24 protein-coding genes are annotated in these 24,099 nt (G+C 53.8%); 15 read left to right on the forward strand and 9 right to left on the reverse strand.

Features of this window, described 5'->3' with window-relative positions; all coding sequences use genetic code 11:
- Positions 1 to 111: 111 nt before the first annotated feature.
- The 6 genes from AC16KF_RS16405 to AC16KF_RS16430 all read right to left on the reverse strand — a co-directional run bounded on the left by AC16KF_RS16405 (position 112) and on the right by AC16KF_RS16430 (position 5,127).
- On the reverse strand, positions 112 to 645 hold the full coding sequence (locus AC16KF_RS16405; protein WP_484038429.1) for a cytochrome b: 534 nt from the start codon (positions 643 to 645) through the stop codon (positions 112 to 114).
- A 248-nt stretch (positions 646 to 893) separates the two neighbouring features.
- A complete protein-coding gene (locus AC16KF_RS16410) occupies positions 894 to 2,072 on the reverse strand; it encodes a hypothetical protein (protein ID WP_484038430.1) in 1,179 nt (392 codons plus the stop codon).
- 74 nt (positions 2,073 to 2,146) lie between these two features.
- On the reverse strand, positions 2,147 to 2,458 hold the full coding sequence (locus AC16KF_RS16415; RefSeq protein ID WP_484038431.1) for a cupin domain-containing protein: 312 nt from the start codon (positions 2,456 to 2,458) through the stop codon (positions 2,147 to 2,149).
- Positions 2,459 to 2,585: 127 nt separating this feature from the next.
- Positions 2,586 to 3,272: a Crp/Fnr family transcriptional regulator gene (locus tag AC16KF_RS16420; RefSeq protein ID WP_484038432.1), complete on the reverse strand. Its 687-nt coding sequence runs from the start codon at positions 3,270 to 3,272 to the stop codon at positions 2,586 to 2,588.
- Positions 3,269 to 4,672, reverse strand: a complete 1,404-nt coding sequence (gene lysA / locus AC16KF_RS16425) for a diaminopimelate decarboxylase (RefSeq protein ID WP_484038433.1) — start codon at positions 4,670 to 4,672, stop codon at positions 3,269 to 3,271. The genes AC16KF_RS16420 and lysA overlap by 4 nt, the downstream gene beginning before the upstream one ends.
- Positions 4,673 to 4,746: 74 nt before the next feature.
- On the reverse strand, positions 4,747 to 5,127 hold the full coding sequence (locus AC16KF_RS16430; RefSeq protein ID WP_484038434.1) for a hypothetical protein: 381 nt from the start codon (positions 5,125 to 5,127) through the stop codon (positions 4,747 to 4,749).
- 188 nt (positions 5,128 to 5,315) lie between these two features.
- Here AC16KF_RS16430 and mce point away from each other — a divergent pair, with 188 nt between their 5' ends.
- The 13 genes from mce (at position 5,316) to AC16KF_RS16495 (ending at position 19,314) form a co-directional block, all read left to right on the forward strand.
- Positions 5,316 to 5,720, forward strand: coding sequence for a methylmalonyl-CoA epimerase (gene mce / locus AC16KF_RS16435; protein WP_484038435.1), 405 nt, complete (start codon positions 5,316 to 5,318; stop codon positions 5,718 to 5,720).
- Positions 5,721 to 5,898: 178 nt separating this feature from the next.
- Complete coding sequence (locus tag AC16KF_RS16440) at positions 5,899 to 6,798, forward strand: FAD binding domain-containing protein (protein WP_484038436.1); 900 nt, start codon at positions 5,899 to 5,901, stop codon at positions 6,796 to 6,798.
- Between the two features lie 305 nt (positions 6,799 to 7,103).
- Positions 7,104 to 7,520 carry a GxxExxY protein gene (locus AC16KF_RS16445; RefSeq protein ID WP_484038437.1) on the forward strand — a complete coding sequence of 139 codons (417 nt, stop codon included), beginning with the start codon at positions 7,104 to 7,106 and terminating at the stop codon, positions 7,518 to 7,520.
- Positions 7,521 to 7,625: 105 nt separating this feature from the next.
- Positions 7,626 to 10,508 carry a molybdopterin-dependent oxidoreductase gene (locus AC16KF_RS16450; RefSeq protein WP_484038438.1) on the forward strand — a complete coding sequence of 961 codons (2,883 nt, stop codon included), beginning with the start codon at positions 7,626 to 7,628 and terminating at the stop codon, positions 10,506 to 10,508.
- Positions 10,509 to 10,609: 101 nt separating this feature from the next.
- Entirely contained in the window at positions 10,610 to 10,774 is a 165-nt protein-coding gene (locus tag AC16KF_RS16455; protein ID WP_484038439.1) for a DUF2281 domain-containing protein, read from the forward strand.
- A gap of 109 nt (positions 10,775 to 10,883) precedes the next feature.
- Positions 10,884 to 11,195: a hypothetical protein gene (locus tag AC16KF_RS16460; RefSeq protein ID WP_484038440.1), complete on the forward strand. Its 312-nt coding sequence runs from the start codon at positions 10,884 to 10,886 to the stop codon at positions 11,193 to 11,195.
- A 275-nt stretch (positions 11,196 to 11,470) separates the two neighbouring features.
- Entirely contained in the window at positions 11,471 to 12,739 is a 1,269-nt protein-coding gene (thrC, locus tag AC16KF_RS16465) for a threonine synthase (RefSeq protein WP_484038441.1), read from the forward strand.
- Entirely contained in the window at positions 12,736 to 13,983 is a 1,248-nt protein-coding gene (locus AC16KF_RS16470) for an AI-2E family transporter (RefSeq protein WP_484038442.1), read from the forward strand. The genes thrC and AC16KF_RS16470 overlap by 4 nt, the downstream gene beginning before the upstream one ends.
- Complete coding sequence (locus tag AC16KF_RS16475) at positions 13,980 to 14,912, forward strand: glycosyltransferase family 2 protein (RefSeq protein WP_484038443.1); 933 nt, start codon at positions 13,980 to 13,982, stop codon at positions 14,910 to 14,912. The genes AC16KF_RS16470 and AC16KF_RS16475 overlap by 4 nt, the downstream gene beginning before the upstream one ends.
- Positions 14,913 to 15,038: 126 nt before the next feature.
- Positions 15,039 to 16,442, forward strand: a complete 1,404-nt coding sequence (locus tag AC16KF_RS16480) for an MATE family efflux transporter (RefSeq protein WP_484038444.1) — start codon at positions 15,039 to 15,041, stop codon at positions 16,440 to 16,442.
- Positions 16,443 to 16,551: 109 nt separating this feature from the next.
- Positions 16,552 to 17,199, forward strand: coding sequence for an SGNH/GDSL hydrolase family protein (locus AC16KF_RS16485; protein WP_484038445.1), 648 nt, complete (start codon positions 16,552 to 16,554; stop codon positions 17,197 to 17,199).
- Between the two features lie 146 nt (positions 17,200 to 17,345).
- Positions 17,346 to 17,984 (forward strand): O-methyltransferase, encoded by a 639-nt coding sequence (locus AC16KF_RS16490; RefSeq protein ID WP_484038446.1) that lies wholly within the window; start codon positions 17,346 to 17,348, stop codon positions 17,982 to 17,984.
- Between the two features lie 112 nt (positions 17,985 to 18,096).
- Complete coding sequence (locus AC16KF_RS16495) at positions 18,097 to 19,314, forward strand: MalY/PatB family protein (protein WP_484038447.1); 1,218 nt, start codon at positions 18,097 to 18,099, stop codon at positions 19,312 to 19,314.
- Positions 19,315 to 19,724: 410 nt separating this feature from the next.
- On the opposite strand, the gene AC16KF_RS16500 is transcribed toward AC16KF_RS16495, so the two are convergent.
- On the reverse strand, positions 19,725 to 20,156 hold the full coding sequence (locus AC16KF_RS16500; protein ID WP_484038448.1) for a hypothetical protein: 432 nt from the start codon (positions 20,154 to 20,156) through the stop codon (positions 19,725 to 19,727).
- Positions 20,157 to 20,221: 65 nt separating this feature from the next.
- Here AC16KF_RS16500 and AC16KF_RS16505 point away from each other — a divergent pair, with 65 nt between their 5' ends.
- Positions 20,222 to 21,688, forward strand: coding sequence for a pyridoxal-phosphate dependent enzyme (locus AC16KF_RS16505; RefSeq protein ID WP_484038449.1), 1,467 nt, complete (start codon positions 20,222 to 20,224; stop codon positions 21,686 to 21,688).
- Positions 21,689 to 21,771: 83 nt separating this feature from the next.
- Entirely contained in the window at positions 21,772 to 22,398 is a 627-nt protein-coding gene (locus AC16KF_RS16510; protein ID WP_484038450.1) for a zinc ribbon domain-containing protein, read from the forward strand.
- A gap of 99 nt (positions 22,399 to 22,497) precedes the next feature.
- On the opposite strand, the gene AC16KF_RS16515 is transcribed toward AC16KF_RS16510, so the two are convergent.
- Both AC16KF_RS16515 and AC16KF_RS16520 read right to left on the reverse strand, forming a co-directional pair.
- Positions 22,498 to 23,412, reverse strand: coding sequence for a CPBP family intramembrane glutamic endopeptidase (locus tag AC16KF_RS16515; RefSeq protein ID WP_484038451.1), 915 nt, complete (start codon positions 23,410 to 23,412; stop codon positions 22,498 to 22,500).
- A gap of 25 nt (positions 23,413 to 23,437) precedes the next feature.
- On the reverse strand, positions 23,438 to 24,052 hold the full coding sequence (locus AC16KF_RS16520; RefSeq protein ID WP_484038452.1) for a hypothetical protein: 615 nt from the start codon (positions 24,050 to 24,052) through the stop codon (positions 23,438 to 23,440).
- Positions 24,053 to 24,099: the final 47 nt, after the last annotated feature.

The following is a 24,099-nucleotide window of genomic DNA, read 5'->3' on the forward strand; positions in this document are numbered from 1 at the left end:
AACATGGATAGCTCGAAATCACCCATAATGCAAACAGCCGACTTACATAAATAAGTCGGCTGTTTGAAACTCTCTTGGCGCTGTTGCCCTATGGACTGTGCGGAGGGGGGATTATCTTCCGTACCCCATGCGCGCGAACAATTTATCCTTGAGAACCAACTGGTGATAGAACGCCGCGCCGACATGCAGGAGGATGAGCAGGAAGAGCGCGGGCGCGATGAAGCCGTGCATGGCGCGCGCCGCAAAGTCGAAGAAGTCGGCAGGCAGGGAACTTGCGCCGCCAAAGACAATTTGCGGAAGCCCCGCCTGCGCGGAGAGCGCCATGCCGCTGGCCGCCATCAGAAAGACCAGCAGGTAGAGAGCGTAATGCGCGAACTTGCCGAGAGCGTCGAGCAAGGCGTTGCCTGTGGAGGCGTAGGCGGGATGCGGGGTCCTCATCCGCGCGAGGAAGCGGACGACGATCACGACCAGCATGGTGATTCCCAGCATCATGTGAATCGCCAATGGCATGAGTTTTGCGCTATCGTCATTCGGCAATCTGCCCATCGCTTTTCCGACCACAAATGCGGCAAAGACGAGCAGAACAGTCAACCAGTGAAGCGTAACCATCAGGGGGCTGTAACGGGCGGGTGTGGACTTTGACATGAACATCTCCTTGTATGATTTGAAGTCATTATCAAGCAACGTTGTGAACTGGCGATGAAGACGCCATGAAAGCAATAGACTTTATCGGTAATAAGCCCAAGTTCTTTTGTAGGACGCGGATAAACGCCGATGAACGCTGATAACGAAGAAAAAATCCGCGTTTTCCGTGTCAATCCGCGTCCGAAAAAATATTTTCGATAACGTCTAACATTTGAAGTTTCAGTACCACAAGAAAACTCTTGCGCTTATCACACAGACTCGATTCTCCTGAACCCATCGCGGACGATCTCGAACAGTTCCTTGACGGGGGGAATCAGCGCCAGCGCGTAGAGGGCGAAGCCGATTCCGTACAACACGCCGCGCATATCCACGAGGAAGATGCTGACCCAGACCAGAACACTGCCGAGGGCGATGCCCGCCAGACTGAACCAGTGACCGCCCAATGGAGGAGTTTCCTGTTTGAGAAAGAAACGACGCGCAATGTATGGGATGAGGGCAACGCCGAATTGGAGTACCCAGCCATAAATCAGGGGTTGAGGCGCAATCGATTCGACGGGTCCGCCCGGGATGAGGTGAGTCAGAATCAACGGCGCGACGAGCACGGGGAGTAGAATCCATGTGTAGGAAGCGAGCAAGTGCCAGCCGCCCGCCGTCGAGAGATGACCGCTGGCTTTGAGGGCGCGTCCCGCCAGGACGATCAACAGGATCGTCGCCGAGAGATGCAAGATCAAGCCTGTAATGGTCGGGGGAAGCGAGCCGCCCAGCCAGGGTCCGAGCACCAGCCCGAACGCGCCGAGTGTCATGCCCCAGTAGATGTAAGAGATCGCGTTCTTCCCGCCCAGCGGACGACCCGTGATCATGGGAATGAAGTCAACGAACAGACCCGCGAAAACCAGCGACATGAAGCCCCACGAGTTGGCGTGGATATGTACCTCAAGCGGAACTTTGATGTAGAGGGCTTCGCTCCAGTTGAGCCACAAGCCCGTGCCGACGAGGATGCCGACGAATAAATAAAACACGCTCGCGATGTAAAACTTAAGCGAGGCGGGAGCGTTGCCGCCGCGCGCGTTCCAGAGTTGAATGAAGAAAAGCGTCGCGGCGGTGAAGATCAGCGCGCCGCCCGCAAAGATCATCGGATGGTTGACGCCCGCGAATCCCGCCACGAGCGCGACAAATCCCGCGTTGAGCGTGAGCCAGATATCCCAGCGGATGGCGGGTCTCGTCTTTTTGGCGAGCGACGCGACGAGAACGGGAAGCAAGCCGAAGATGGTCTGCGAAAGGATGCCGAGCGTAATAAAGTGGACGCGCACCCAGCGCAGGGCAGGAAACGCGCTGGCGAGGTTAAGGCTGACGAGCGACGCATCTGCCGCAGCAAAGAGGGCGACGAAAATATAGAGCAAGGTAGTGAGAAGATAAGGGATGGGCATGAGAGTTTCCTTTGGAAAAGATTCAGTACGACAAGGTTCACCTTGTCCATATTCACAAAGTGAACTTTGCGGTACTAGGATGCGCCTTTCGAACCGAGGAAAACGAGGCGCGTTTTGGCGTTCATGCCGCGCTTCGATCCGCTGGGCGCGATGACAGTCACGCCGGGTTTGACCGCGAAAGTTTCATCGTCCACGGTCATCAGCCCCTCGCCTTCGAGGAAATGGTACATTGCCGCTTCAGCGGGATGAACAGGCAGTTGCTGTCCCGCCTCCAACCCCACTACCAGCGCCTTGAACTGCGGCGCGTCGAGCAGGAACTGCGGCTTTGGTCCATCGGCGGAAAAAACGGCTTTGGATTTTGTGTCTGGAAAATAGATGTCGGGCATGGCGTCTCCTTGTATGCCAAAACTGTACTCCTCGCCCCCGTTTCGCGCCCCGACTTTTGTCGGGTTTTTTGGAATTCTTTTGCGCGCGGATGAATGGAATTCCGCGTAATCCGCGCGCCGATCTTTTTTACTCCTGAATCATTGCCCGTTCTGCCAAGCCCGCCCGATCCAAAATGCGGATGGATTGCCTGTCCATTTCGATCAGCCCCACCTTCGTCAGTTCGCGGATGACGCGACTGAGCACATCGGGGACGGTGCCGAGTCGCGCCGCCAGTTCGGTCTGGTTCGTCCAGCGGCGGCGTTCGATCACATCCCCTTCCGCGGCATCGAGCAATAACTTGGCGAAACGCGCCTCGACCGTTTTCAGCGATAGATCTGCGGCGAGCGTGACCAGCCCGACGATCTTGTCTGCCATGTTTTCGATGATCTGCAACGCCACCTGCGGATGTTCCAACAGAATCTTGTCCAGCGCATGGCGCGGGAGAAGCCACACCCCCGACTCTTCCAGCGCAATGGCTGTGGCAGGATTCGGCTTTCGCGCCAACGCGCCGACCTCATTGAACACCTCGCCCGCGTAGAGAAATCGCAGAACCTGTTCGCGCCCATCGGGTGAGGTTTTCATGGCTTTGAGCGAGCCGTATTGCAGGAAATACAAATTCGATTCGTTATCCCCTTCCCAAAAGATGACCGCGTTGGGCGGATAGACCTTCCACGCCGCGCTCTCGGCGATCTGTCTTAACGCGCTCTCGTCCAACCCGTGAAGGAATTCGGAAGCGCGCAGGCGTTTGAGAAACAGGTCGGCATTGGTGGTCATGGATCGCGCCTGAGCAAATCATCCACCGTCTCCCTCCTCAACATCACTTCCACCTTTCCCTCCTCCACCATCAATACTTCCGGGCGGCGCGCGCCGTTGTAATTGGACGACATGCTCAAGTGATACGCGCCCGCCACAGGGATGGCGATCAACTCGCCCTCTTTCAACTCCGGCATCGGCAAATCTTCGATGACCACATCGCCCGATTCGCAATAAGGTCCCGCAATCGAAACCTTCGCGTTGACTTCTCGATTGAGTCTCTCGACGGGTAAGCAAGAATACCTCGCGCCGTACAACGCAAAGCGCGGATTATCCGCCATGCCGCCGTCGGTGAGGATCCAAATTTTATCGCCGCGTTGTTTGATCGCGCCGACGCGATAGATCGCCACGCCCGCCCGCGCCACGAGACTGCGCCCCGGCTCAAGATGCAAAATGGGGAGGTCGAGTCCGCGTTGTTTGCAACCTTCAATCACTGCTTCGGCAATTCCGCGCACATAACTTTCAATGGATGGGTTCGGCAATTCATCTTCGTGATACGCCACGCCCCATCCGCCGCCGGGACAAAAATGCCACGCGCCGTTGAAGCCGATCTCTTTGGCGATGTCGAGAGCCATGTCAATGGCGGGGATCAGCGGCTCAGGGTCGCGGAAATTCGAGCCTTGGTGAAAGTGGATTCCATTAATTGGAAGATTTGCCGATTTACCTATTTGCTCATTTGCTGATTTGCCGATTTGCTCATTTGCCGATTTGCCGATTTGCACCGCTTGCAATATCTCTTCGCGCGTCATGCCGAACTTGCTATCGTGCTGTCCTGTTTGTGTGTGTGAATGATGTGTTGAGACGGCAACGCCGGGCAGGAGGCGAAGCCAGAGGTTAGGCGTAGTGGCGACTCCGCAAAGCGCCTCTGTGGGGTCGGTCGCCCTTTTGCTAACGACTGAAGTCGTTACTACGTTATTTATTTCTGTCAGATTATCCACAACTATTATCCCCGCATTTCGGAACGCGGACTTCAAGTCCGCTAGCGATTTATTCACCCCATGCACAAGAATCTTTTCACGCGGCACGCCGCCAGCAACGGCGATTCCGATCTCGCCTTCGCCGGTGCAATCCACCGTCAAGCCGTGAAGTTGAGTCCACGCGGCGATGGCTTTGCACAGGAAGGCTTTGCCCGCGTAGGTGATGTGCGACTCGCCCGGATAATACGTGCGCAACGCGGATTGATATTCCGCAACGGCGAGGTCGAGGGTGGCGCGATCATATACGTACAGCGGAGTCAGATGCCCATCTGCGAGAGAGGCGAGGGAATGTCCCGCGAGGAAGAGCGAGTCGCCGCGCGCGCGAGTCGATTCGGGGAAGAGCGCGAGTCGGTTGGTCATCCAAAATGGATTTGGGTTGGGCATGATAAAAATCCGCAGAGCGCGCAGATTTCACAGATTGAAAACATCAGCGTAATCTGCCAAATCTGTGGACGCAATTAATGTTCGCCGAAGAACAAGTCCCACCAGATTTGCATGTTCGTCATCGGCGTTGCAGTTGGCGCGGGCGTGCTTAATTCGACGGGCGCGGCGCCCGGTTGACCCAGCGGCACGACCGGCAGATCGCCCTCTTGCACATAGTGACCGTCGGTGCGCGCCCATTCATCCACAGCGCCATCGGAAGCGGCAAAAGCCACCTGCGTTTGCAACGCGGTTTGGGTCTGCACCGCCTGCGTGGCTTGCTGTTGCACAAGCTGATATTGCTTATTGAGCAAATTCATTTCCTCGAGGCGGCGATTGAACTCTAACACGATGAACACCAGCGCAACGATACCGATGATCGTCGCAACGCGCCGGACGTTGAATGGAAGAGCGGGCATGCCTCTATCTTAATCGCTCTCTGATTCTCTGGCAAGCGGATATAATCGAAGTTAAGACTCTTACCACGAAGGACACGAAGTACACAAAGGAAAAGGCAAGGAGATTTTGAGGATTTGGTTTTGCCGATTGATGGTTAACCTTCGTGACCGTTGTGCCCTTTGTGTTTGAAGGTTTGTCGGAGACACATATGCCTCACGTAAAACAGATCAACCACGTCGCCGTTGTTGTGGACGACATGGACAAAGCCCTGTCGTTCTGGCGCGACGCGCTGGGGATGGAACTCCACGAACTACGCGACGTGCCCGCCGAAAAATCGCAGGTGGCGTTCCTGCCGCTTCAAGGCGCGGAAGTGGAACTGGTCCGCCCGACTTCGGACGATTCGGGCATTGCGAAATATCTCGCCAAGCGCGGACCCGGTATGCACCACATCTGCGTAGAGGTGGACGATATCGAGGGCATGCTGGCGCAGTTGAAATCGAAAGGCACGAGGCTCATCAACGAAGAACCGCGCACCGCGGCAGATGGGAAGAAGTACGCGTTCATCCACCCCGACAGCGCTTCGGGAGTGTTAGTGGAGTTGTATCAGATCTGATTTGCAGCAAGAGATGCGAAGAACATGCGAAGGGGTGAACTAGTGGTGCGTTTGAAAAGTAATTTAACATAGTCGATTCAGATTTACGAGAGAAAACCACGCGGACTATGTTAAATTACTTACCGTCCAGACCACTAGAATCCCTCCAATGCGTCAAATCCTTCGCGTTCAAGAACAAATGACACTCTGGCAACATTATCTCAAACCCAAGACTCTCGCCGAAGCCATCGATGCGTTCGCCCACGCCCCGCGTCCGTTGCTCCCCATCGCCGGTGGAACCGATCTACTCCTCGACCTCGAACAGGGACGCCATTCACCCATCCAAACATTAGTAGATGTGACTTCCATCCGCGAGCTGACTCTCCTCGAACAGCGCGGAGATGAACTCTTCATCGGCGCCGCCATCCCGGTCAACCGCATCGCACTGGACCCTCTAACTGTTCGCCACGCCCAAGCCTTGACCGAAGCCTGCAACTTGATCGCCGGTCCGCAAGTCCGCAATGTCGCCACCCTCGGAGGCAACGTCGCCCACGCCCTCCCCGCCGCCGATGGGACGATCGCTTTGCTCGCGTTAAATGTCACAGCAGAAATCGCAAGCGCAAATGGCGCGCGTCGAATCTCATTCAAAGATTTATTTCTCGGTCCCGGCAAATCCTCCATCAAGCAAGGCGAAGAACTCATCGTTGGTTTTCACTTGCCACTTTCCACTCTCCATCAAGCCTCCTGCTTCCAACGGATCATGCGTCCGCAAGGCGTCGCGCTTCCCATCTTGAATTGCGCCGTCTGGCTCGAACGCGAGAATGACATCATCAAAGACATTCGCATCGCCGTCGGTCCCGGCGGCGGGACTCCCTTCCGCGCCACGCAAGCCGAAGATGTTTTGCGCGGAGGATCTCTCAACGAAGCGACATTCGAATCCGCGCTGAATGCTTTGCTCGCCCAAGCCCAATTCCGCACCAGCGCGCGCAGGGCAGGCGCGGATTACCGCAGGCATATCGTCAGCGGGTTGTTTGGGGATACGCTTGAGTCCGCGTGGTTACGAGCAGAAAGGAAAACCACGGAGTCACGGAGACACTGAGAGTGCAAAAAAACGTAGGTCACGTTTTTAACGTGACAGGTTACTTTTGACATTGACCAGCGCGAGAAAGCCTCAAAGGTCGTGGAAGTTATTACCATAACTGTAGAATGAAAATGAATTCTTTTATCTGCCGTTCCAGCGCCAACTATCGCAGATATATCGTCAGTGGGCTGTTCGGGGATGGGTCGAGTCCGCGTGGTTACGAGCAGAAGAGAAAACCACTGAGACACGAAGACACTGAGATTTTTAAAATTGGTTTTCTCCGCGCTTCAGTGTCTCCGTGGTTAAAGATGAAAGGATGACAAATGCAGCGCAACTTTCCAGTTCTGAAGAATAAGAACAATCAACCGTTGTTAGAGAAAGACCTGACCGATAAGATCATCGGAGCGGCGATTGAAGTTCATAAGGTACTTGGTCCTGGTCTACTTGAGTCGTCATATCAGGTGTGTCTGGAGCATGAAAGCGAATTACAGAAAATGCCGTTTGTGCATAAGGTGAAATTGCCTGTGAAGTACAAAGGCATTGAATTGGAAGCAGGCTATGAGATAGACCTTATTTACGACAAGCGCGTGATTGTCGAATTGAAAGCGGTGGAACGGGTTATTCCCGTTCATGAAGCCCAATTATTGACATACATGAGACTCACAGGAATTCGTGTTGGGTTGCTTATCAACTTCAATGTCCCTGTTTTGAAAGACGGTATTTATCGCCGAGTTCTATGAAGGAAAACATCTCGAGAAAACTACTGAGACACGGAGACACCGAGAAACCCAATTAAAAACTCCGTGGCTCAGTGTCTCCGCGGTTCGATCTTTAGGAAGTGACCCATGACCAATCAATTCTCCTTTACCGTAAACGGACTTCAACACACCCTCGAAGCCAAGCCGAATGAAACGCTTTCGGATCTGCTTCGGTATCGCCTGCGCCTCACAGGGACAAAGATCGGCTGTGACGAGGCGGAGTGCGGCGCGTGTACCGTCCTTGTGGATGGGGAACCTGTGGTCTCTTGTATGTATCCCGCCGAGCGGGCGGAGGGGAAGATGGTGTTGACTATTGAGGGACTCGCGGGGGAATTTACCGCTAAGCACGCGAGGAGCGCGAAGGATTTAGAAAAGAAAGAGGAAAGAGGAAAGACGCTGCATCCTTTGCAGGAGGCTTTCGTAGAGCATGGCGCGGTGCAGTGCGGATTTTGCATCCCCGGGCAGATCATGACGGCGTATGCGCTGCTCGAGCGGAATCCGAATCCGACGAGCGATGAAATCCGTTTTGCGCTGAAGGATACGCTGTGCCGTTGCGCGGGGTATCCGACCATTGAGAATGCGATTCTCGCCGCGGCAGAGTCGTTGCGGACGGGCGAGCCTGTTCGCAAGCCGAACGTCCCTGATTCGATTCATGTCCATAAATCGGTGGGACATACGCATCTGCGCCCCGATGGAATCGAAAAGGTCAACGGCAGGGCGATCTACACCGACGATCTCGTGTTCGACAATATGCTGTTCGCAAAAGTAAAACGCGCGATGATCCCGCATGGGTTCTTGACCAAACTTGATATTTCAAAAGCAAAAGCGTTGAAAGGTGTGGTCGCAGTTTTAACCGCCGAAGATATTCCCGCCGAACGCAATCATGGACTGATCATCTACGACTGGCCCGTGATGGTGGGAGTTGGAGAACGCGTCCGCTATGTGGGGGATGCGATCGCGCTCGTAGCGGCGGAAACGCTTGAGGTTGCGAATCAGGCGTCGGCGTTGATCGAAGCGGAATTTGATCCGCAGACCGTGATCACGAATCCCGTGATGGCGCGTGAGGAGGGAGTCCCGCAGATCCATGAAAAAGGAAATTTGCTCAAGCACATCAAAGTCCGCAAGGGCGATATGGAAAAAGGATTCGCCGAGTCGGATGTGATCCTTGAACATACGTTTCACACGCCGACGTATGACCACGCGTTCATCGAACCCGAATGTAGTATCGCAGTTCCAGTAAAACCTGACAGGTCTTCAGGAGACCTGTCAGGTTTCCGACTTGAAATTTATTGCGGTTCGCAAATTCCGTATCAGGATCGAACGCAAGTGGCGCGTGTGATGGGTTGGGATGAGTCGCGTGTGCGCGTCGTCGGGCAGTTGATGGGCGGCGGCTTCGGCGGCAAGGAAGATGTGATGGGGCAGATCCATGTGGCGATGCTGGCGGATGTGACGAAACGACCCGTGAAGTTGTTGTTCGATCGGCATGAAAGTTTGCTGGTCCATCCGAAGCGGCACGCGACGCAGATCCGAATCAAGATCGGCGCGAAGAAAGATGGTCGCATCGTGGCAAGCGAGTCTGAATTGTATGGCGACACGGGCGCGTACGCGTCGCTCGGCGAAAAGGTGATGACCCGCGCCACCACGCACTCGGCGGGTCCGTATGATGTGCCGAATGTCCGCGCCGATTGTTACGCCATGTACACCAACAATCCGCCTGCGGGCGCGTTCCGTGGATTCGGAGTGACGCAGTCGGCGTTTGCGGTTGAATCAATGATGGACATGCTCGCCGAGAAATTGAACATCGAGCCTGTTGAACTGCGTCGCATCAATGCGTTGCATGTCGGGAGCATCACGAACACGGGACAGGAGTTGCGCGAGTCGGTGGGACTCATGGAATGTATTGATAAGGTGTCAGGCGCCATGTGTCAGGTTTCAGGTTTGTCTGAGAGGGATGTGTTCAAGCCGCACGTGAAACTTGAAACGCCGCACTTGGTACGCTCTTGGGGATTTGCCGCGGCATACAAAAACACGGGACTTGGCGGCGGCGCGCCTGATATTTCCAACGCCGAAGTTGAGTTGTACGATAACGGCATGTTTGAAGTGCGGAGTTCGTCCGCAGAAATGGGGCAGGGGCTGGTCACCGTCATGCGATTAACCGTCGCGGAAGAAATGTCTGTTCCGCCTGAGCAGGTCAAGGTGTTGGTGATGGATACGGATTTGACTCCGAACGGCGGACCCACAACTGCGTCGCGTCAAACGTTTGTCACTGGCAACGCGTCACGTTATGCGGCGAAGACTCTGCGAGATGCCATCACCGCGACACTTGCCGAGAAATATGACGTCAAGCCTGAGCAGATTCGTTTTGAAAATGGAATCGTCCATGCCAATGGGCATTCCATGACCTACGCCGAAGTCGCCAAAGAAATGAAAGCGCTGGGACAACATCCACGCGCGTTGTATGAATACGAAGCGCCGAAGACACAACCTTTGGGAACAGGCGGCGATATGCACTTCGCTTTTTCGTTCGGAGTCCAAGCCGCTGAAGTGGAAGTCAACAAACTGACTGGCGAAGTGCGTGTGCTGAGAGTCATCTCTGCCAACGACGTGGGCATGGCGGTCAATCCGCTGGGCTTGCAGGGACAAGTCGAAGGCGGCGTGATGATGGGACTCGGCAACGCCCTCACCGAAGAATTCATCATGGACAACGGCAACGTAGTCACTGACCGTTTGGCGCGTTATCGCATCCCTGGGATTATGCTCACACCTGAGATCACCTCCATTATCGTGGAGCATCCCACTGCGGCGGGACCGTATGGCGCGAAGGGAGTTGGCGAGATATGCAGTATTCCCACCACGCCCGCGATCACGAACGCGATCTATAACGCGGTTGGTGTGAGGGTGGATAGGCTGCCTGTGGATCAGGAGTCCATTGCGCGGGAGATTTGGGAGAGGGAAGAACGGCAAGGATGAATGCGGAAGGATAAAATATGAAAAGGACTCTCAAGATTTTACGTCTGAGAGTCCTTTTTGCATATCGGGTAAAATAGGCAAAGAGAGAACAGGAGACAATCATGGCTGATTTGTCCTTGCAGGAAATGTTGCGCATGCTTCCGCCCGCCTTGCAAACTGAGGTGCGGGATTTTGTCGCGTTTTTGTTGGAATACCGAGTCAAAAAGCAAAGCGCCCCCATGAACTTCCGATGGGAAGGCGCGTTGAAAGATTTGCGCGGCCAATAAACTTCGGTTCAACTTCAACACCAAATTGCTGAATTGCGGGGCGGTTACCATGAAGGCTCTGCTTGATACGAACATCTTTCTTGAGATTTTTTTAGCTCAGGAGTTCTAAATGAAAATCAAAATACAATTTCAAAAGTATTTACTAGTTGTGATATTAACACTATTAGCGTTTTTCAGTGTTTTTTTAGCTTTTCATGTATATAGAGAATACCCAGCTGTTGCAAGAGGAATTTCAGGAGTCGCCATGGCTGCCATGTTGTTTTATTTTGGAAAGTCCTCAAATCTCGACGTGACTTTAAATGAATTATTTCTAGACAAGAGGAAAAGCAAATACATTATCTCTGCATTATTTGTTCCCTTGTTATTCTATTTCGCGACTCTTCAAATTTATGAAATGATGCTAGTTTTTATGAAAAGGTAAACGATTCGCTCACGAGAAGTTTGCGATATTTTCAAGTTGAAAAGCCTGATTTTACTAATTCAACCTTGCGGGCTTCGCCTTAAATCAACCAAATACTTCACTATTCCATAGAAAGACTCTCACGTTTTCAAACCTGAAAGTCTTTTTTGTTTAAGACCTGACAGGTCTTATTCACGACGTTGATAATCTTAATCCACACGTGGACATGGCCGCGAATCCGTTGTGCTTTCGCGGAGACCCATCAGGTCTTCACATGTATCGGGTAAAATCAGCGCATGGATAAATTCCTCGGCTACCGCTGTTCGTTATGCGGAACGGAATATGCTCCCAACGAAGTTGCGTACACTTGCCCCAAAGACGGCGGCAATTTGGATGTGACGCTCGATTACGATTCCATCAAGACCAAATACCAGCCCGAAGACCTGCTCTCGCGCAACGACCCGTCGCTGTGGCGATATTTGCCGCTCCTGCCGGTGGGCGAACCTGAAGGCGACTCAACCCCGCTTCATGCTGTGGGCGGAACACCCGTTTATCAATTATCCTCCCTTGCAAAAAAATACGGGTTGCAAAACCTGTGGCTAAAGGACGAGTCCCGCAACCCCACGGCTTCCTTCAAGGATCGCGCCAGCGCCATCGTGGTGACTCGCGCGCATGAGATCGGCGCGGAGATCGTCGTCACCGCTTCGACGGGGAACGCCGGCGCGGCTCTCGCAGGGATGTCTGCCGCGGTTGGGCAAAAGGCGATTATCTTTGCGCCGAAGTCCGCTCCGCCGGCGAAGGTGGCGCAACTGCTCATCTTCGGCGCGAAAGTGATTCTGGTGGACGGCTCGTACGACGACGCGTTCGACCTCACCGTGAAATGCGCCGACGAGTTCGGTTGGTATTGCCGCAACACGGGCTACAATCCGTTCACGGCGGAGGGAAAGAAAACCGCCGCATTCGAAATTTGGGAATGGTGGCAGGACGCCCACGCGAAATGGCACGAAGAGTTCGGCGCGGGTTTGGAGCATCCGCCGTTGACTGTTTTTGTTTCGGTGGGAGACGGCAACATCATTTCGGGAATCCACAAAGGTTTCAAAGACCTGGTGGAACTCGGTTGGATGGCAAACACCCCTCACATCATCGGCGTGCAAGCCGAAGGGTCTGCGGCGATCTCGAACGCCTTCCATGCCAACACCGAAGCCATCAAGCCTGTCACGGCAAAGACGATTGCCGATTCGATCTCTGTCGATTTGCCGCGCGATGGCGCGCGCGCGGTCCGCGCGGCGAAGGAAACCGGCGGCACGTACGTTAATGTATCAGATGAAGAGATCCTCTACGCCATTGCCGAACTTGGCAAGGTGGGCATCTTTGCCGAACCCGCCGGGGCGGCGGCGTATGCCGGGGTGGCGCGGGCAATTTCCACTGGGGTGATCGGAAGCGGGAATCCCATCCTGGTAATCAATACCGGTAGCGGATTGAAAGACATCCGCGCGGCGATGCGGGCGGTCGCCGAGGCGCCGGTCATCGAACCGACCCTGAATGCCGTGAAAACATTGTTATGAACCAGGATACGCCGTGGAGCCCAACCTTCCGATACACTGCGGGGATTCTTTTCTTCCTCGCCTGTGTGGCATTTCTTTTTTATGGGCGCGATGTGGCGCGGAACATGGTGATTGCCGCGTTTATCGCCTACTTGATCAACCCAGCGGTTGTGTATCTTACCAAGAACACCCGAATGTCTCGCAATGCGGCGGTAAACATTGTCTATTTCTCCTCGTTGATCCTGCTCGTGGGCGTGCCCGCCACTCTTGCGCCGATCTTCTATGATGAAGCGCAGGTGGTCTTTCAAGACCTGGTCGACCTCTCGAGTCAGTTGAGCGCAATGTTGATGCAACCCGTTCAAATCGGCAACCTGGTCTTCCACCTCGAGGAATGGGGGCAGAGCCTGGCGCAACTTCAGGACGCGATCACCGCGCCATTGCCAAAAGACGCGTTGCACTTGCTCGAAACAACCTCCGTGGGCGTGTTATGGTTCCTCGTCATCCTCGTGGGGGCTTACCTGTTCCTATCCGAATGGGCGGGCTTGCGCGAGAGATTGTTCTCCTTCGTCCAGCCGCCCTACCGCGCGGAAATTCACGAATTGTATCGCCGCATCCGCCGTATTTGGATGGCATACCTGCGCGGTCAGATCGTGCTGATGATCATCGTCGGCGCGGTGTTCACCGTAACATGGCTCATCCTCGGTATCCCCGGGGCGCTGGCGCTCGGCTTGATCGCCGGCTTATTCACGCTCGTGCCAGATGTGGGACCGTTCCTCGCCGCCGTGATTGCGGCAAGCGTTGCCCTCCTGGAAGGCTCCACGTGGATTCCCCTGCCGAACTTTTGGGTGGCGATGATCCTCGTCGCTGTCTTTTTCATCTTGATGACCCTGAAGAATCTTTTCTTGCGCCCGCTCATCATGGGGCGCAGCGTGCACATGCACGAGGGGATCGTCTTCATCGCCATCATCGCGGCGACGGTGCTCGAGGGCATTCTCGGCGCCCTGCTCGTAGTGCCCGTGCTGGCGTCAGCCATCATCATTGCGGGATACCTCCAACGGAGGATCCTGGGCTTATCTCCCTTCGAAGATGACGGCAACACGCAATTTGTGGCGCCGCCCGAAAAGGTGAACCCGCCCCGGCGCGGCTCGCGCAAATTCAAACTGTTGGATAAAGCCCGCGCTTCATCCGCCCATACGGTTGCCTCCCCCACCCCAACCGACTCCACCCGTGGAAAAAAAACCAACCGAAAGAAATCATATCCATGAATATCGTATTTTCGATCATTGCCCCCATCTTCAACGAAAAAGACAACCTGCCCGAACTCTATCGCCGCGTGAAAGAAGTGATGGACAAAACCCGCAAGTCGTGGGAATTGATCCTGATCGACGACGGCTCCTCCGACAGTTCGAGCGATATCATCCGCGACCTTGCCAAAACGGATCAGCGCGTGCGCCCGGTCATCTTCGCGCGGAATTTTGGTCATCAAGTGGCGGTGACTGCCGGACTCGATTATTCGCGCGGCGACGCGGTCGTCATCATTGACGCGGACTTGCAGGACCCGCCCGAATTGATTCTCGACATGGCGAAGAAATGGCAGGAGGGGTACGAAGTGGTCTTTGCCGTGCGCGCCGAACGCGAGGGCGAATCGTGGTTCAAGTTGTGGACGGCGTCGCTGTTCTATCGCCTGATCTATCGCATCACCGATGTGAAGATCCCGCTCGACACCGGCGACTTCCGTTTGATGGATCGCAAAGTGGTGAAGGTGATGAACCAGATGCGCGAGCGGCATCGCTTTTTGCGCGGCATGAGCGCGTGGGTCGGCTTCAAACAGATCGGCGTGGAATATAAACGCGCCGCGCGCGCGGCGGGCGAGACGAAATATCCGTTCCGCAAGATGCTCCGCCTCGCCATCAATGCCGTGACAGGCTTTTCATATTTCCCATTGCAAGTAGCCACATTTTTCGGGTTCGCCTCGGCGGGACTTGCCATCATCGCCATACCCGTGGTTGCGATTTTACGCCTGGCAGGCACGCATTTCTTTGAAGGGCAAACGACCACGCTGGTCTTTGTGCTGTTTTTAGGCGGCGTGCAATTAATCTCGCTCGGCATCCTCGGCGAATATATTGGGCGGTTGTACGACGAAGCCAAGGGCAGACCGCTGTACATCGTAAGAGAAGCGCCGGAAGATCAGTAAATCAGCGACGACAAGCATGTTATCCGCATGTTGCGAGTTACAAGTTACCTGCGCGTATCTCGCAAAGCGTAACCCGTATCTCGTGCCTTGTATCCAACTTTCATCATTCATCCATCGAAATTTCCCATGACCTTCCTCAAAGATAAAGAATTCCTCCGCGCCGCATTGGCTCTGGCTGTGCCGGTTGCGTTCCAACAACTGATCACCGCTTCGCTCAACATGGTTGACGTGTTGATGGTCGGGCAGTTGGGCGAGACGGCTGTCGCCGCGCTGGGGCTGGCGAATCAGATCTTCTTCCTGCTCATCCTCTTCGTCTTCGGCGTGACGAGCGGCATGTCCATTTTCACCGCGCAGTTTTGGGGGAAAGGCGATGCGGAGAGCATCCGCAAAGTGTTGGGGATTTGTCTCATCGTCGCGGTCTCGGTCGCGGCGATGTTTTCTCTGGCGGCGGTGTTCATCCCCGAAACGCTGATGTCGTTCTACACCGAGGATGGCGAGGTCATCAAACTTGGCAGTGACTACCTCCGCATTGTGGGACTGAGTTATGTGTTGATGGCGGTCTCGTTCTCATACATTTCGATCTTGCGGAGCATCACGCAAGTCACGTTGACCGTCGCTGTGACCACGCTGGCGTTGCTGTTGAAGACCGCTCTCGGATACTCGCTCATCTTCGGGCATTTTGGTCTGCCCGCACTGGGCGTGCGCGGCGCGGCGATCGGCACAGCCACCGGCTGGGCGTTTGAATGTGTGTTGTTGTTATTTCTTGTGTACGCGAGAAAAACCCCGCTCGCCGCAAATCCGCTTACGTTCTTTCACTTCGATCGCGCGTTCCTGTTCAACATATTGCGCACGTCCATGCCTGCCGCGCTGAACGAAGTGATCTGGTCGTTCGGTATTACCTTCTACTACGCGGTCTACGCGCGCATCGGCACCGACGCCATCGCGGCGATCAACATCAACGCCACCATCGAAGAACTCATGTTTGTTTTGTTCATCGGCTTGGGCAATGCCTGCGCGGTGATGGTCGGCAACAAGATCGGCGAGAAAGAAAAAGAGACCGCGTTCGAATACAGCCGCCGCTTCACCATCATGGCTGTGACGTTGGCGCTATTGGGCAGCGTGATCGTGTTCTTCTCGCGCGACTTTATCGCGAGTCTATATCAAGTTTCCGATTCAGCCGTGTATGATTTAAAAAACATCATGCTGGTCTATTCGCTGTCCGCGTGGCTGCGCGTGTACAACTTCATGTTGTTCATCGGCGCGTTACGCGCGGGCGGCGACACGCGTTTCGCCATGTTCACCGAACTCTTCTCAATCTGGCTGATCGGCGTCCCCGCCGCGCTCATCGGCGGATTTGTCCTGCATCTCCCCGTCTATTTTGTGTACGCGCTGGTGCTAATAGAGGAGGTCGTCAAAGCGATCGTCATCACGCGGCGTTATCTCTCGCGCAAGTGGATTCATGATCTCGTCAACACGACCACGGACACAACCCCGCTTCTCTCGACGGTGGGGCCTGATTCTGCCTCTTGAAGTTTTTCCACACTGAGGCTTTGTGGCTATAATTCGGCTTGCGCTCTTACTGGCTTTCCTCATAGGCTGTACTCAAAATCCAACCACGCTTGTTTCAGGAGACGATGATATGCCCGCTGTCCGTTACCTAGCCCTCGGCGATTCCTACACCATCGGCGAAAGCGTGGACGAGGCTGAACGTTGGCCCAACCAACTTGCATCCCTGGTCGAATCTTCCCCCCAAATTGCTTCGCAATTTGGGGGGATTGAGGGGGGTGTCGAAGTCACCATCATCGCCCGCACAGGCTGGACGACCGACGAACTTTGGGATGGAATTCAAGCGCAGAAAATTGATCCCCCATACGATTTGGTCTCCCTGCTGATCGGAGTCAACAACCAATATCGCGGATTGGATATTGAAGAGTATCGCAAGAGTTTTGTTTTCCTCTTGAACAAAGCGATCGAATACGCAGGCGGCGACGCGAACCGCGTCATCGTGCTATCCATCCCCGATTGGGGAGTGACACCCTTTGCAGGCGACCGCGACAGTAAGAAAATAGCGGACGAGATCAACCGATTTAATGCGATCAACCGCGAAGAGACCGAAAAGGCGGGCGCGCACTACATTGACATCACGCCCATCTCGCGCGAAGCGGTCAATGATCCATCGTTGATCGCGGGCGACGGTTTGCACCCGTCAGGCAAAATGTACACTGAGTGGTCGAAGCTCGCGTTGCCTGTGGCGTTGGATATTTTGATCACAGACAACAAACCGTAGCCATTCGTATTGCGTACTGCGTTCTTCGTAATCTCCAGCGCCCGCTCACTGATCACTGATTACTGATCACTGATTACTCGTAACTCGCAACCTGCAACTCAACCTCTTTCCACTTTCCACTTCCTACTTTCCACAAGGAGCCTCCCATGCCAAAAATCAACTACGACAAACTGCAAGACTATCTCACCTCCCTCGTCCCGCCGCGTGATGCGGAAATGCAAAAAATGGAAGACTATGCCGAGAAAAATAAATTTCCCGCCCTCGGCGCGGCGTGCGGATATTACTGCTACCAACTCGCGCGCATGATCGGCGCGAAGTCCGTGTTTGAACTTGGCTCAGGCTACGGATATTCCACCGCGTGGTTTGCGAAGGCTGTCCGCGAAAACGGAGGCGGCGTTATTCATCACACAGTTTGGGATGACAAACTCTCCGCGATGGCGCAGGATCATCTCGCCAAACTCGGCTATGCTGATCTGGTCAAATTTCACAATGCCGAAGCGGTCGAGTCACTGCGAAAGACATCGGGCCCTTTCGACATCATCTTCAACGACATTGACAAGGAAGGCTACCCCGATTCGCTTCCCGTCATCAAAGAGAAACTCCGCTCAGGCGGACTGCTCATCATTGACAACATGATCTGGCATGGACAAATCCTCGACCCCAACGACCACGAGGAAACCACCGAAGCCATCCGCCGCTTCACCCGCGACGTGACGACTGATTCGGACTGGATAGTTTCTCTCACCCCCGTCCGCGACGGGATGATCGTGGCGTATAAGAAATAACTATTTCGTATTGCGTACTGCGTATCTTTCAATCACTGATAACTGCTCACTGATAACTCGTAACCCGTATCTTGTAACTCGCCCCCCCCATCCCACTCCCCAAGGACTCATCATGCCCTACAACTTCGATCAAATCATCGAACGCCGCGACACAAACTCCGCCAAATGGAATATGTATCCGCCGGACGTATTGCCGATGTGGATCGCCGACATGGACTTCGCCACTCCCGAGCCGATCCGCCTTGCCCTGCATCAGGCGATCGAGCGCGGCGTGCTGGGATATGAGTTTGCCACGCGCCAACTTAGGCAGACCGTTGCGAACCGCATGGAACGGCTGTATGGATGGCAGGTAGACCCCGATTGGGTTGTGGAAACGACCGGCATGGTAAACGGATTCAACATCGCGGCGCGCACGTATTGCAATCCGTCCGACGGCGTATTGATACAAACGCCTGTCTATCACATGTTTTATGGCATTTACAAAAATATCGGGCTGACACAACAAACCGCTCAATTTTCGTTCACGAGCGAAGGCGGCGTGCTCAAATCTCACCTGGACCTTGGCGTGTTTGCCCGGGCGTTTCACATGAACAACGCGCGAACCCGCATGTTCCTGCTCTGCCATCCTCATAACCCGACCGGGCAGGTTTTCTCACGCGATGAACTTTCGAAGATGGCAGAATTGTGCCTGCAAAATGACGCGGTGATCGTGTCGGACGAAATTCATAGCGAGTTGATATTAGACGGATCGAAACATATGCCAACGGCAATGCTTTCCCCCGAAATTGCCGCGAAGAGCGTCACCCTGATCGCCCCGAGCAAGGCATTCAACATCGCCGGATTATTTTGCTCTTTCGCCATAATTCCCAACGATGGTTTACGCGAAAAATTCAAGAAGACCAGTGAAAGCATGACGGGTCACCCCTCCAGTTTGGGGCTGATCGCCGCGGAAGCGGCTTTCTCCGGCGCTTGCGACGATTGGCTGGCTGAATTGAGGATCTACCTGAAGGAAAATCGCGATTTCGTCATAGGCTGCTTGAGAGAGAATTTCCCGGAAGCAAAATTCACAATCCCCTCGGCAACATACCTCCATTGGCTTGATTTCGGCGGCTATGTAGAAGCGAGGCAAATCACCGGTTCCCCGTTCAAGTTCTTCCTCGAACAGGCAAAGGTCGCGCTCAGTGATGGCGGGGAATTCGGCGAAGGATTCGAGAATTTCATCCGCTTGAATTTTGGCGCCCCTCGCCCGCTGGTGGAGCAGGCATTAAGTCGAATGAAACTCGCGCTTCAATCCGTTCAGGTGGAAGCGGCTAACACTCATGGACGGTAGATTGCGAAAATAGGTTTTTGATGCGGTCGTACTGCGTCAAAGTCAGGCGACAGTTGCGCTGTCGCCTGAACTTTCGTGAAGCGCTGATTTCGCGCGGACACGCTCTTTTAAAGAAAGGACGGATGGGGATCACCCATCCGTCAAAAATTCTAGAACCCGGTAAGGAGCGGGGAAATTGCCTCTTTCTTTTTTCGTTCGGGGAACGTCTGGAACAACAGCCGAGGGCTATCGCCAGTTTATGGCATCCCACTCTTACCTTCTATTAAATTGTCAGGCGGTGTCTCTATGGCTACCTCCTTTCACTTAAGCACATCATACACCTCGCAAATTGGTTTTGCATTAAAAACAACCTACGCTTCTGTTAAAATTTGATTCTTGAAACAGATGTGCGTAATTAATTTCACCATCGCTCAGCGGATCTGGTTTTTCCTCATCCTGCTTAATAGTTTTGCGATCAACACACCCGCAGGCGCGGCAAAGACGAACGCAAGAACTCCTGCAAGGATCAATCCAATCCCAGCGATCGCGCCCGTCCACAAGAATGCATAAGTAACAGGATCTTCCATCACAACATCGCCGTTCGAATCCACGCACTGCATCACATACGCGGTGCTCGGCTCTGAATTGCCGAACTCATCGGTTGTTGTCGTTGCGTAAGAACGCGATTGAGCCGATGTGCCCTCGGGGCAGATCAATGGCGCGACCGTCTCCATCGCAAAATCTGTCACAGACGTGGATACGCCGACGATCATCGAAACGGGGAAAATACACATGCTGATGACCACGAACGCAATAACCCACACAAGACAACCCGAAAGCGCGCCTGCCGATGTCTGTTTCATTTTCGTCTCCTTATGCTCGGCGAGTATAATTCATTTGCTAAACGATATTTCCCAGGAGTGACAAAATGACTACCATTGATCTGACCGTTGATAAAACCCGCCGCGCGCGCGCCATCCAACGCGCCAAAGAAAAGAACATCGTCATCCCCACGTATGCACAGATGAAAGACCCGTCGAAGATTCCCGCGAAAGTGAAGGATGAGTTGAAAGGCATCGGACTCTGGGATATTCATCCGCGTAACCTCTTTCGGATTAACTGGCACAACCAACCCACCGCTTCAGGCGGGACGTTTGGCGGAGTCAACTTCCTCGAGCTTCCGTCGGCGCTGACGGGAGTCCCTGCCCGCATCATCGCCATCGTGGGGAAGTGGTTCCCGACGGGAGCGCACAAAGTCGGGGCGGCGTTCAGCTGTCTCGTGCCGAGACTGGTCACAGGCCAATTTGACCCGACGACTCAGAAAGCGGTCTGGCCCTCCACAGGGAATTACTGTCGCGGCGGCGCGTATGACTCCGCGTTGTTGGGATGCGAGTCCATTGCGATTCTGCCCGAAGGGATGTCGAAGGAGAGATTCGAATGGCTCGCGAAAGTCGCAGGCGAGACGATCAAAACCCCCGGGTCCGAATCGAACGTCAAAGAAATCTTCGATAAATGCTGGGAGTTGAAAAAGTCGGGACAGGATTTGATGATCTTCAATCAATTCGAAGAGTTTGGCAATTACTTGTGGCACTTTGAAGTGACGGGGCACGCGATGGAAGAGGTCTTCAATCAGGTGGCTGGCAAGCACGGACGGTATCGCGGCATGGCGTCTGCGACGGGTTCGGCAGGGACGATTGCCAGCGGCGATTACATGAAAAAATTATTCCCCGATTCAAAGATCGTCGCGAGTGAGGCGTTGCAATGCCCCACGCTTCTCGAAAACGGATTCGGCGCGCATCGCATCGAAGGCATCGGTGACAAGCATGTGCCGTGGGTTCATAATGTCAAGAATACGGATGTCGTCACCGCGATTGACGATAACGCTGTTGTGAATCTTGCGCGCTTGTTCAATGAAGAATCGGGACGGCAATATCTCGTCGAACAAGGTGTGCCCGAATCTCTAGTCTCCAATCTCGATTTACTTGGCTTTTCTGGAATCTCGAATGTTTTATCGTGTATCAAAACCGCGAAGTATTACGAAATGGACGAGAACGATGTGATGATCACCATCCTCACCGACTCGATGGAGTTGTATCGCTCGCGTCTGCATGAAATGCATCAGGAATTTGGCGAATACAACGAGCGTTCCGCCGCCGCCGACTTTGCCCGCTACCTGCAAGGCGAATCGACCGACAACATGCTCGAACTCCGTTACACCGACCGCCGCCGCGTGCACAATCTCAAATACTATACCTGGGTCGAGCAACAGGGGCGCACGTATGACGAAATCCAAAAGCAATGGTACGAGCCGAATTATTGGACCGACGTGCAAACGCAAGCCGATGAAATTGATGAGTTGATCGTTGAGTTCAATAAAGAAGTTGGGATTATCTAATCAATTGACAGTCACCTTCAAGGTGACTGTCAATTTTTCTCTCTGTGCTACAATCAAAATAATCTTTCCACGGAGGTTAACCCATGACTCTCATTCAATTCACCCGAAACTATCGCGACCTAAGCACGGACGCGGGATTCCAGTTCGAGTTCTTCTGTGACCGTTGCGGCAACGGCTACCAGACCGAGTTCCAAGCCTCGGCGATGGGAACCGCGACAAACGTATTAGATGCCGCGAGCAACCTTTTTGGCGGCGTCCTTGGGAAAGCCGCAAACGTGGCGCGCGGAGTCCGTTCGGCGGGATGGGAAAAGGCGCACGATAACGCGTTTGCCGACGCGGTGGAGGAAGCCAAGCCGCATTTCCACAAATGCAAACGGTGCGGCAAATGGGTGGATGACGATTGCTGGAACGATCAACGAACGCTTTGCAAAGACTGCGCCCCCGATATGCAGGAAGAGATGTCGTCCATTCAAGTGCAAGCCGCGATACGCGACGCGCAAGAAAAAGCCAACACCGTGGATTACGTTTCCGCCGACACCTTCAAACAAACCATCGTAACGACTTGTCCGCACTGCGGCGCGAAAGCGGGCGGAGGAAAATTCTGTCAGGAGTGCGGCAAACCTCTCGCCGCCGAAAAATTCTGCAAGAAATGCGGCGTAAAAATGGAAGCGGGCGCAAAATTCTGCGCCGAGTGTGGGACGAAGCAATAACTTTTCGGCACAACCAAAAATCAAGTGTGGAAAGTGGAAAGTTGCGAGTAGAATCTGCTCTGCACTTTCCACACTTCGATTCTACTCAGTGCATGCTGTCTACTTTGCCAATAGCCCACTCTGCAAAGCAGACAAGTCCATGTTCTGGCGTGCCAAACGTTGGTATCCAAATACGCGAATCACCAACCCAGCCATTCCCCAATTCAAGGTTGCGCCAATCAACGGGTGAAGCTCGGCTGAGGAAAGAAACAACCCAGTCACGCCAATGGAGGCATGAAATAGTAGAGCCAGCAAGAGACTGCCCTGCGTGTTGTTGTAAACCCAGGTAAACAAGAGGGCGGTTGCCATTAATTCAAGAAAATGCCATCCGATAAATCCATCTTGAACAAGATTTCCTTTGGTTAACCATAAGGGTAAATGCCAGGTCCCCCATATCAACCCTAAAAGGAGACTGGCGTTCAAACTGCTTTTTTTGAACTGTAACCGCGGCAAGGCAAAACCACGCCAGCCGAATTCTTCTCCCATCGAACTTCCAAACAGCAGTTGTTGAAGAAAAAAGGCGGGTAGAAACACCAAAGGGGTGGCATTCAATAACTCTGGAAACAGATTCACAAAAGGGGGTTGCGAGAAGTTTGGTATTGGGCTACCCAGCAAGATTGAAATACCGGTCTTTGTCAGTGAAAGAACGACGGGCCAGGCTAGCGCGAACAAATACCACTGGAGTCCGATCCGCCATGTCAACAAGCGTTTAAATAGACCGCGGAAACCGTCCCGCCCATCATAGGCGGCTGTCGTAATAAGCGCGGCTAACGACGGACCAATAGCGCCCAGCAAGCCGGTCAAGAATGGATTAATCTGGAAGCGGATGAAATCATACGATGCCAGCGCTGCGGGAACCCAGACCGCCCATGAGATCCCAAAAGCCAGAATTAGAAAGACTGCCAGTGAATATGGTTTTGGCGAAATGGAGATCGGAGACCCATCCCCTTCGTAATGGTAAATAGGACTTTGCATTTGATCCTCCTTTTATAATCCACTCTCACATTGAGAATTGACGGTCAGCCGATAAGGTTTTTCCCAACCACGCTAGCCATACGATACTGAGGAGCAATACAATGATACCGAGCGGAGGCAACAGGCTTAATCCGCCTATAACCAATCCAAGATAACTTAGCCGCTTTGGCAATCCCCCGGTCTTCAATGCCGCCACATTCAACAGCAAATACCATAGTCCATTAATAACGATGACCGCCATTCCCAGCGCCCCAATAATTTCATACATACCCGTTTGCCCTTGAGTTAAGCGCGATGCTTGCAATACGGCAAACAAGCTTAGACCGGTGTTGACGAACAGGCATATCACCGCCAGGAAACCAAATAGAGTGGCGAGAGTTGTCAGTACCGGGGACTCGTTTCGCAAGCGATGGGACATTGCGACCATCAAGACAGTCGCCGCAATTGCCGACATGAACTTGAGCGCATCCTGAATAATCAAGGGCATTGGGTTAGTAATTGCTATTTGCGCAAGTAAGGCATTATCGGCGAGCGCGGTAGGTCCGATCAGCCCCAACGCCACGATCAGCGTGGTAATCGCCAATACCGCATTGATCCGAGCGGCATTCCCCCCAGCTTTTTGAAGATTCAGTCGATTCATTTGCATTGTCTTATTCCTTTTGCTTATTCAACAACTATTCGCTCCCG

The organism is Candidatus Defluviilinea gracilis, assembly GCF_057138825.1.

What these genes read in the sequence shown, in the direction of transcription:
- AC16KF_RS16515 (WP_484038451.1), bottom strand. Translation starts at nt 23,412, where the DNA reads ATGCAAAGTCCTATTTACCATTACGAAGGGGATGGGTCTCCGATCTCC.
- AC16KF_RS16510 (WP_484038450.1), top strand. Translation starts at nt 21,772, where the DNA reads ATGACTCTCATTCAATTCACCCGAAACTATCGCGACCTAAGCACGGAC.
- AC16KF_RS16445 (WP_484038437.1), top strand. Translation starts at nt 7,104, where the DNA reads ATGCAGCGCAACTTTCCAGTTCTGAAGAATAAGAACAATCAACCGTTG.
- AC16KF_RS16440 (WP_484038436.1), top strand. Translation starts at nt 5,899, where the DNA reads ATGACACTCTGGCAACATTATCTCAAACCCAAGACTCTCGCCGAAGCC.
- AC16KF_RS16480 (WP_484038444.1), top strand. Translation starts at nt 15,039, where the DNA reads ATGACCTTCCTCAAAGATAAAGAATTCCTCCGCGCCGCATTGGCTCTG.
- lysA (WP_484038433.1), bottom strand. Translation starts at nt 4,672, where the DNA reads ATGCCCAACCCAAATCCATTTTGGATGACCAACCGACTCGCGCTCTTC.
- AC16KF_RS16520 (WP_484038452.1), bottom strand. Translation starts at nt 24,052, where the DNA reads ATGAATCGACTGAATCTTCAAAAAGCTGGGGGGAATGCCGCTCGGATC.
- AC16KF_RS16405 (WP_484038429.1), bottom strand. Translation starts at nt 645, where the DNA reads ATGTCAAAGTCCACACCCGCCCGTTACAGCCCCCTGATGGTTACGCTT.
- AC16KF_RS16505 (WP_484038449.1), top strand. Translation starts at nt 20,222, where the DNA reads ATGACTACCATTGATCTGACCGTTGATAAAACCCGCCGCGCGCGCGCC.
- AC16KF_RS16415 (WP_484038431.1), bottom strand. Translation starts at nt 2,458, where the DNA reads ATGCCCGACATCTATTTTCCAGACACAAAATCCAAAGCCGTTTTTTCC.
- AC16KF_RS16490 (WP_484038446.1), top strand. Translation starts at nt 17,346, where the DNA reads ATGCCAAAAATCAACTACGACAAACTGCAAGACTATCTCACCTCCCTC.
- mce (WP_484038435.1), top strand. Translation starts at nt 5,316, where the DNA reads ATGCCTCACGTAAAACAGATCAACCACGTCGCCGTTGTTGTGGACGAC.
- AC16KF_RS16495 (WP_484038447.1), top strand. Translation starts at nt 18,097, where the DNA reads ATGCCCTACAACTTCGATCAAATCATCGAACGCCGCGACACAAACTCC.
- AC16KF_RS16455 (WP_484038439.1), top strand. Translation starts at nt 10,610, where the DNA reads ATGGCTGATTTGTCCTTGCAGGAAATGTTGCGCATGCTTCCGCCCGCC.
- AC16KF_RS16430 (WP_484038434.1), bottom strand. Translation starts at nt 5,127, where the DNA reads ATGCCCGCTCTTCCATTCAACGTCCGGCGCGTTGCGACGATCATCGGT.
- AC16KF_RS16460 (WP_484038440.1), top strand. Translation starts at nt 10,884, where the DNA reads ATGAAAATCAAAATACAATTTCAAAAGTATTTACTAGTTGTGATATTA.
- AC16KF_RS16420 (WP_484038432.1), bottom strand. Translation starts at nt 3,272, where the DNA reads ATGACCACCAATGCCGACCTGTTTCTCAAACGCCTGCGCGCTTCCGAA.
- AC16KF_RS16470 (WP_484038442.1), top strand. Translation starts at nt 12,736, where the DNA reads ATGAACCAGGATACGCCGTGGAGCCCAACCTTCCGATACACTGCGGGG.
- AC16KF_RS16475 (WP_484038443.1), top strand. Translation starts at nt 13,980, where the DNA reads ATGAATATCGTATTTTCGATCATTGCCCCCATCTTCAACGAAAAAGAC.
- thrC (WP_484038441.1), top strand. Translation starts at nt 11,471, where the DNA reads ATGGATAAATTCCTCGGCTACCGCTGTTCGTTATGCGGAACGGAATAT.
- AC16KF_RS16410 (WP_484038430.1), bottom strand. Translation starts at nt 2,072, where the DNA reads ATGCCCATCCCTTATCTTCTCACTACCTTGCTCTATATTTTCGTCGCC.
- AC16KF_RS16500 (WP_484038448.1), bottom strand. Translation starts at nt 20,156, where the DNA reads ATGAAACAGACATCGGCAGGCGCGCTTTCGGGTTGTCTTGTGTGGGTT.
- AC16KF_RS16450 (WP_484038438.1), top strand. Translation starts at nt 7,626, where the DNA reads ATGACCAATCAATTCTCCTTTACCGTAAACGGACTTCAACACACCCTC.
- AC16KF_RS16485 (WP_484038445.1), top strand. Translation starts at nt 16,552, where the DNA reads ATGCCCGCTGTCCGTTACCTAGCCCTCGGCGATTCCTACACCATCGGC.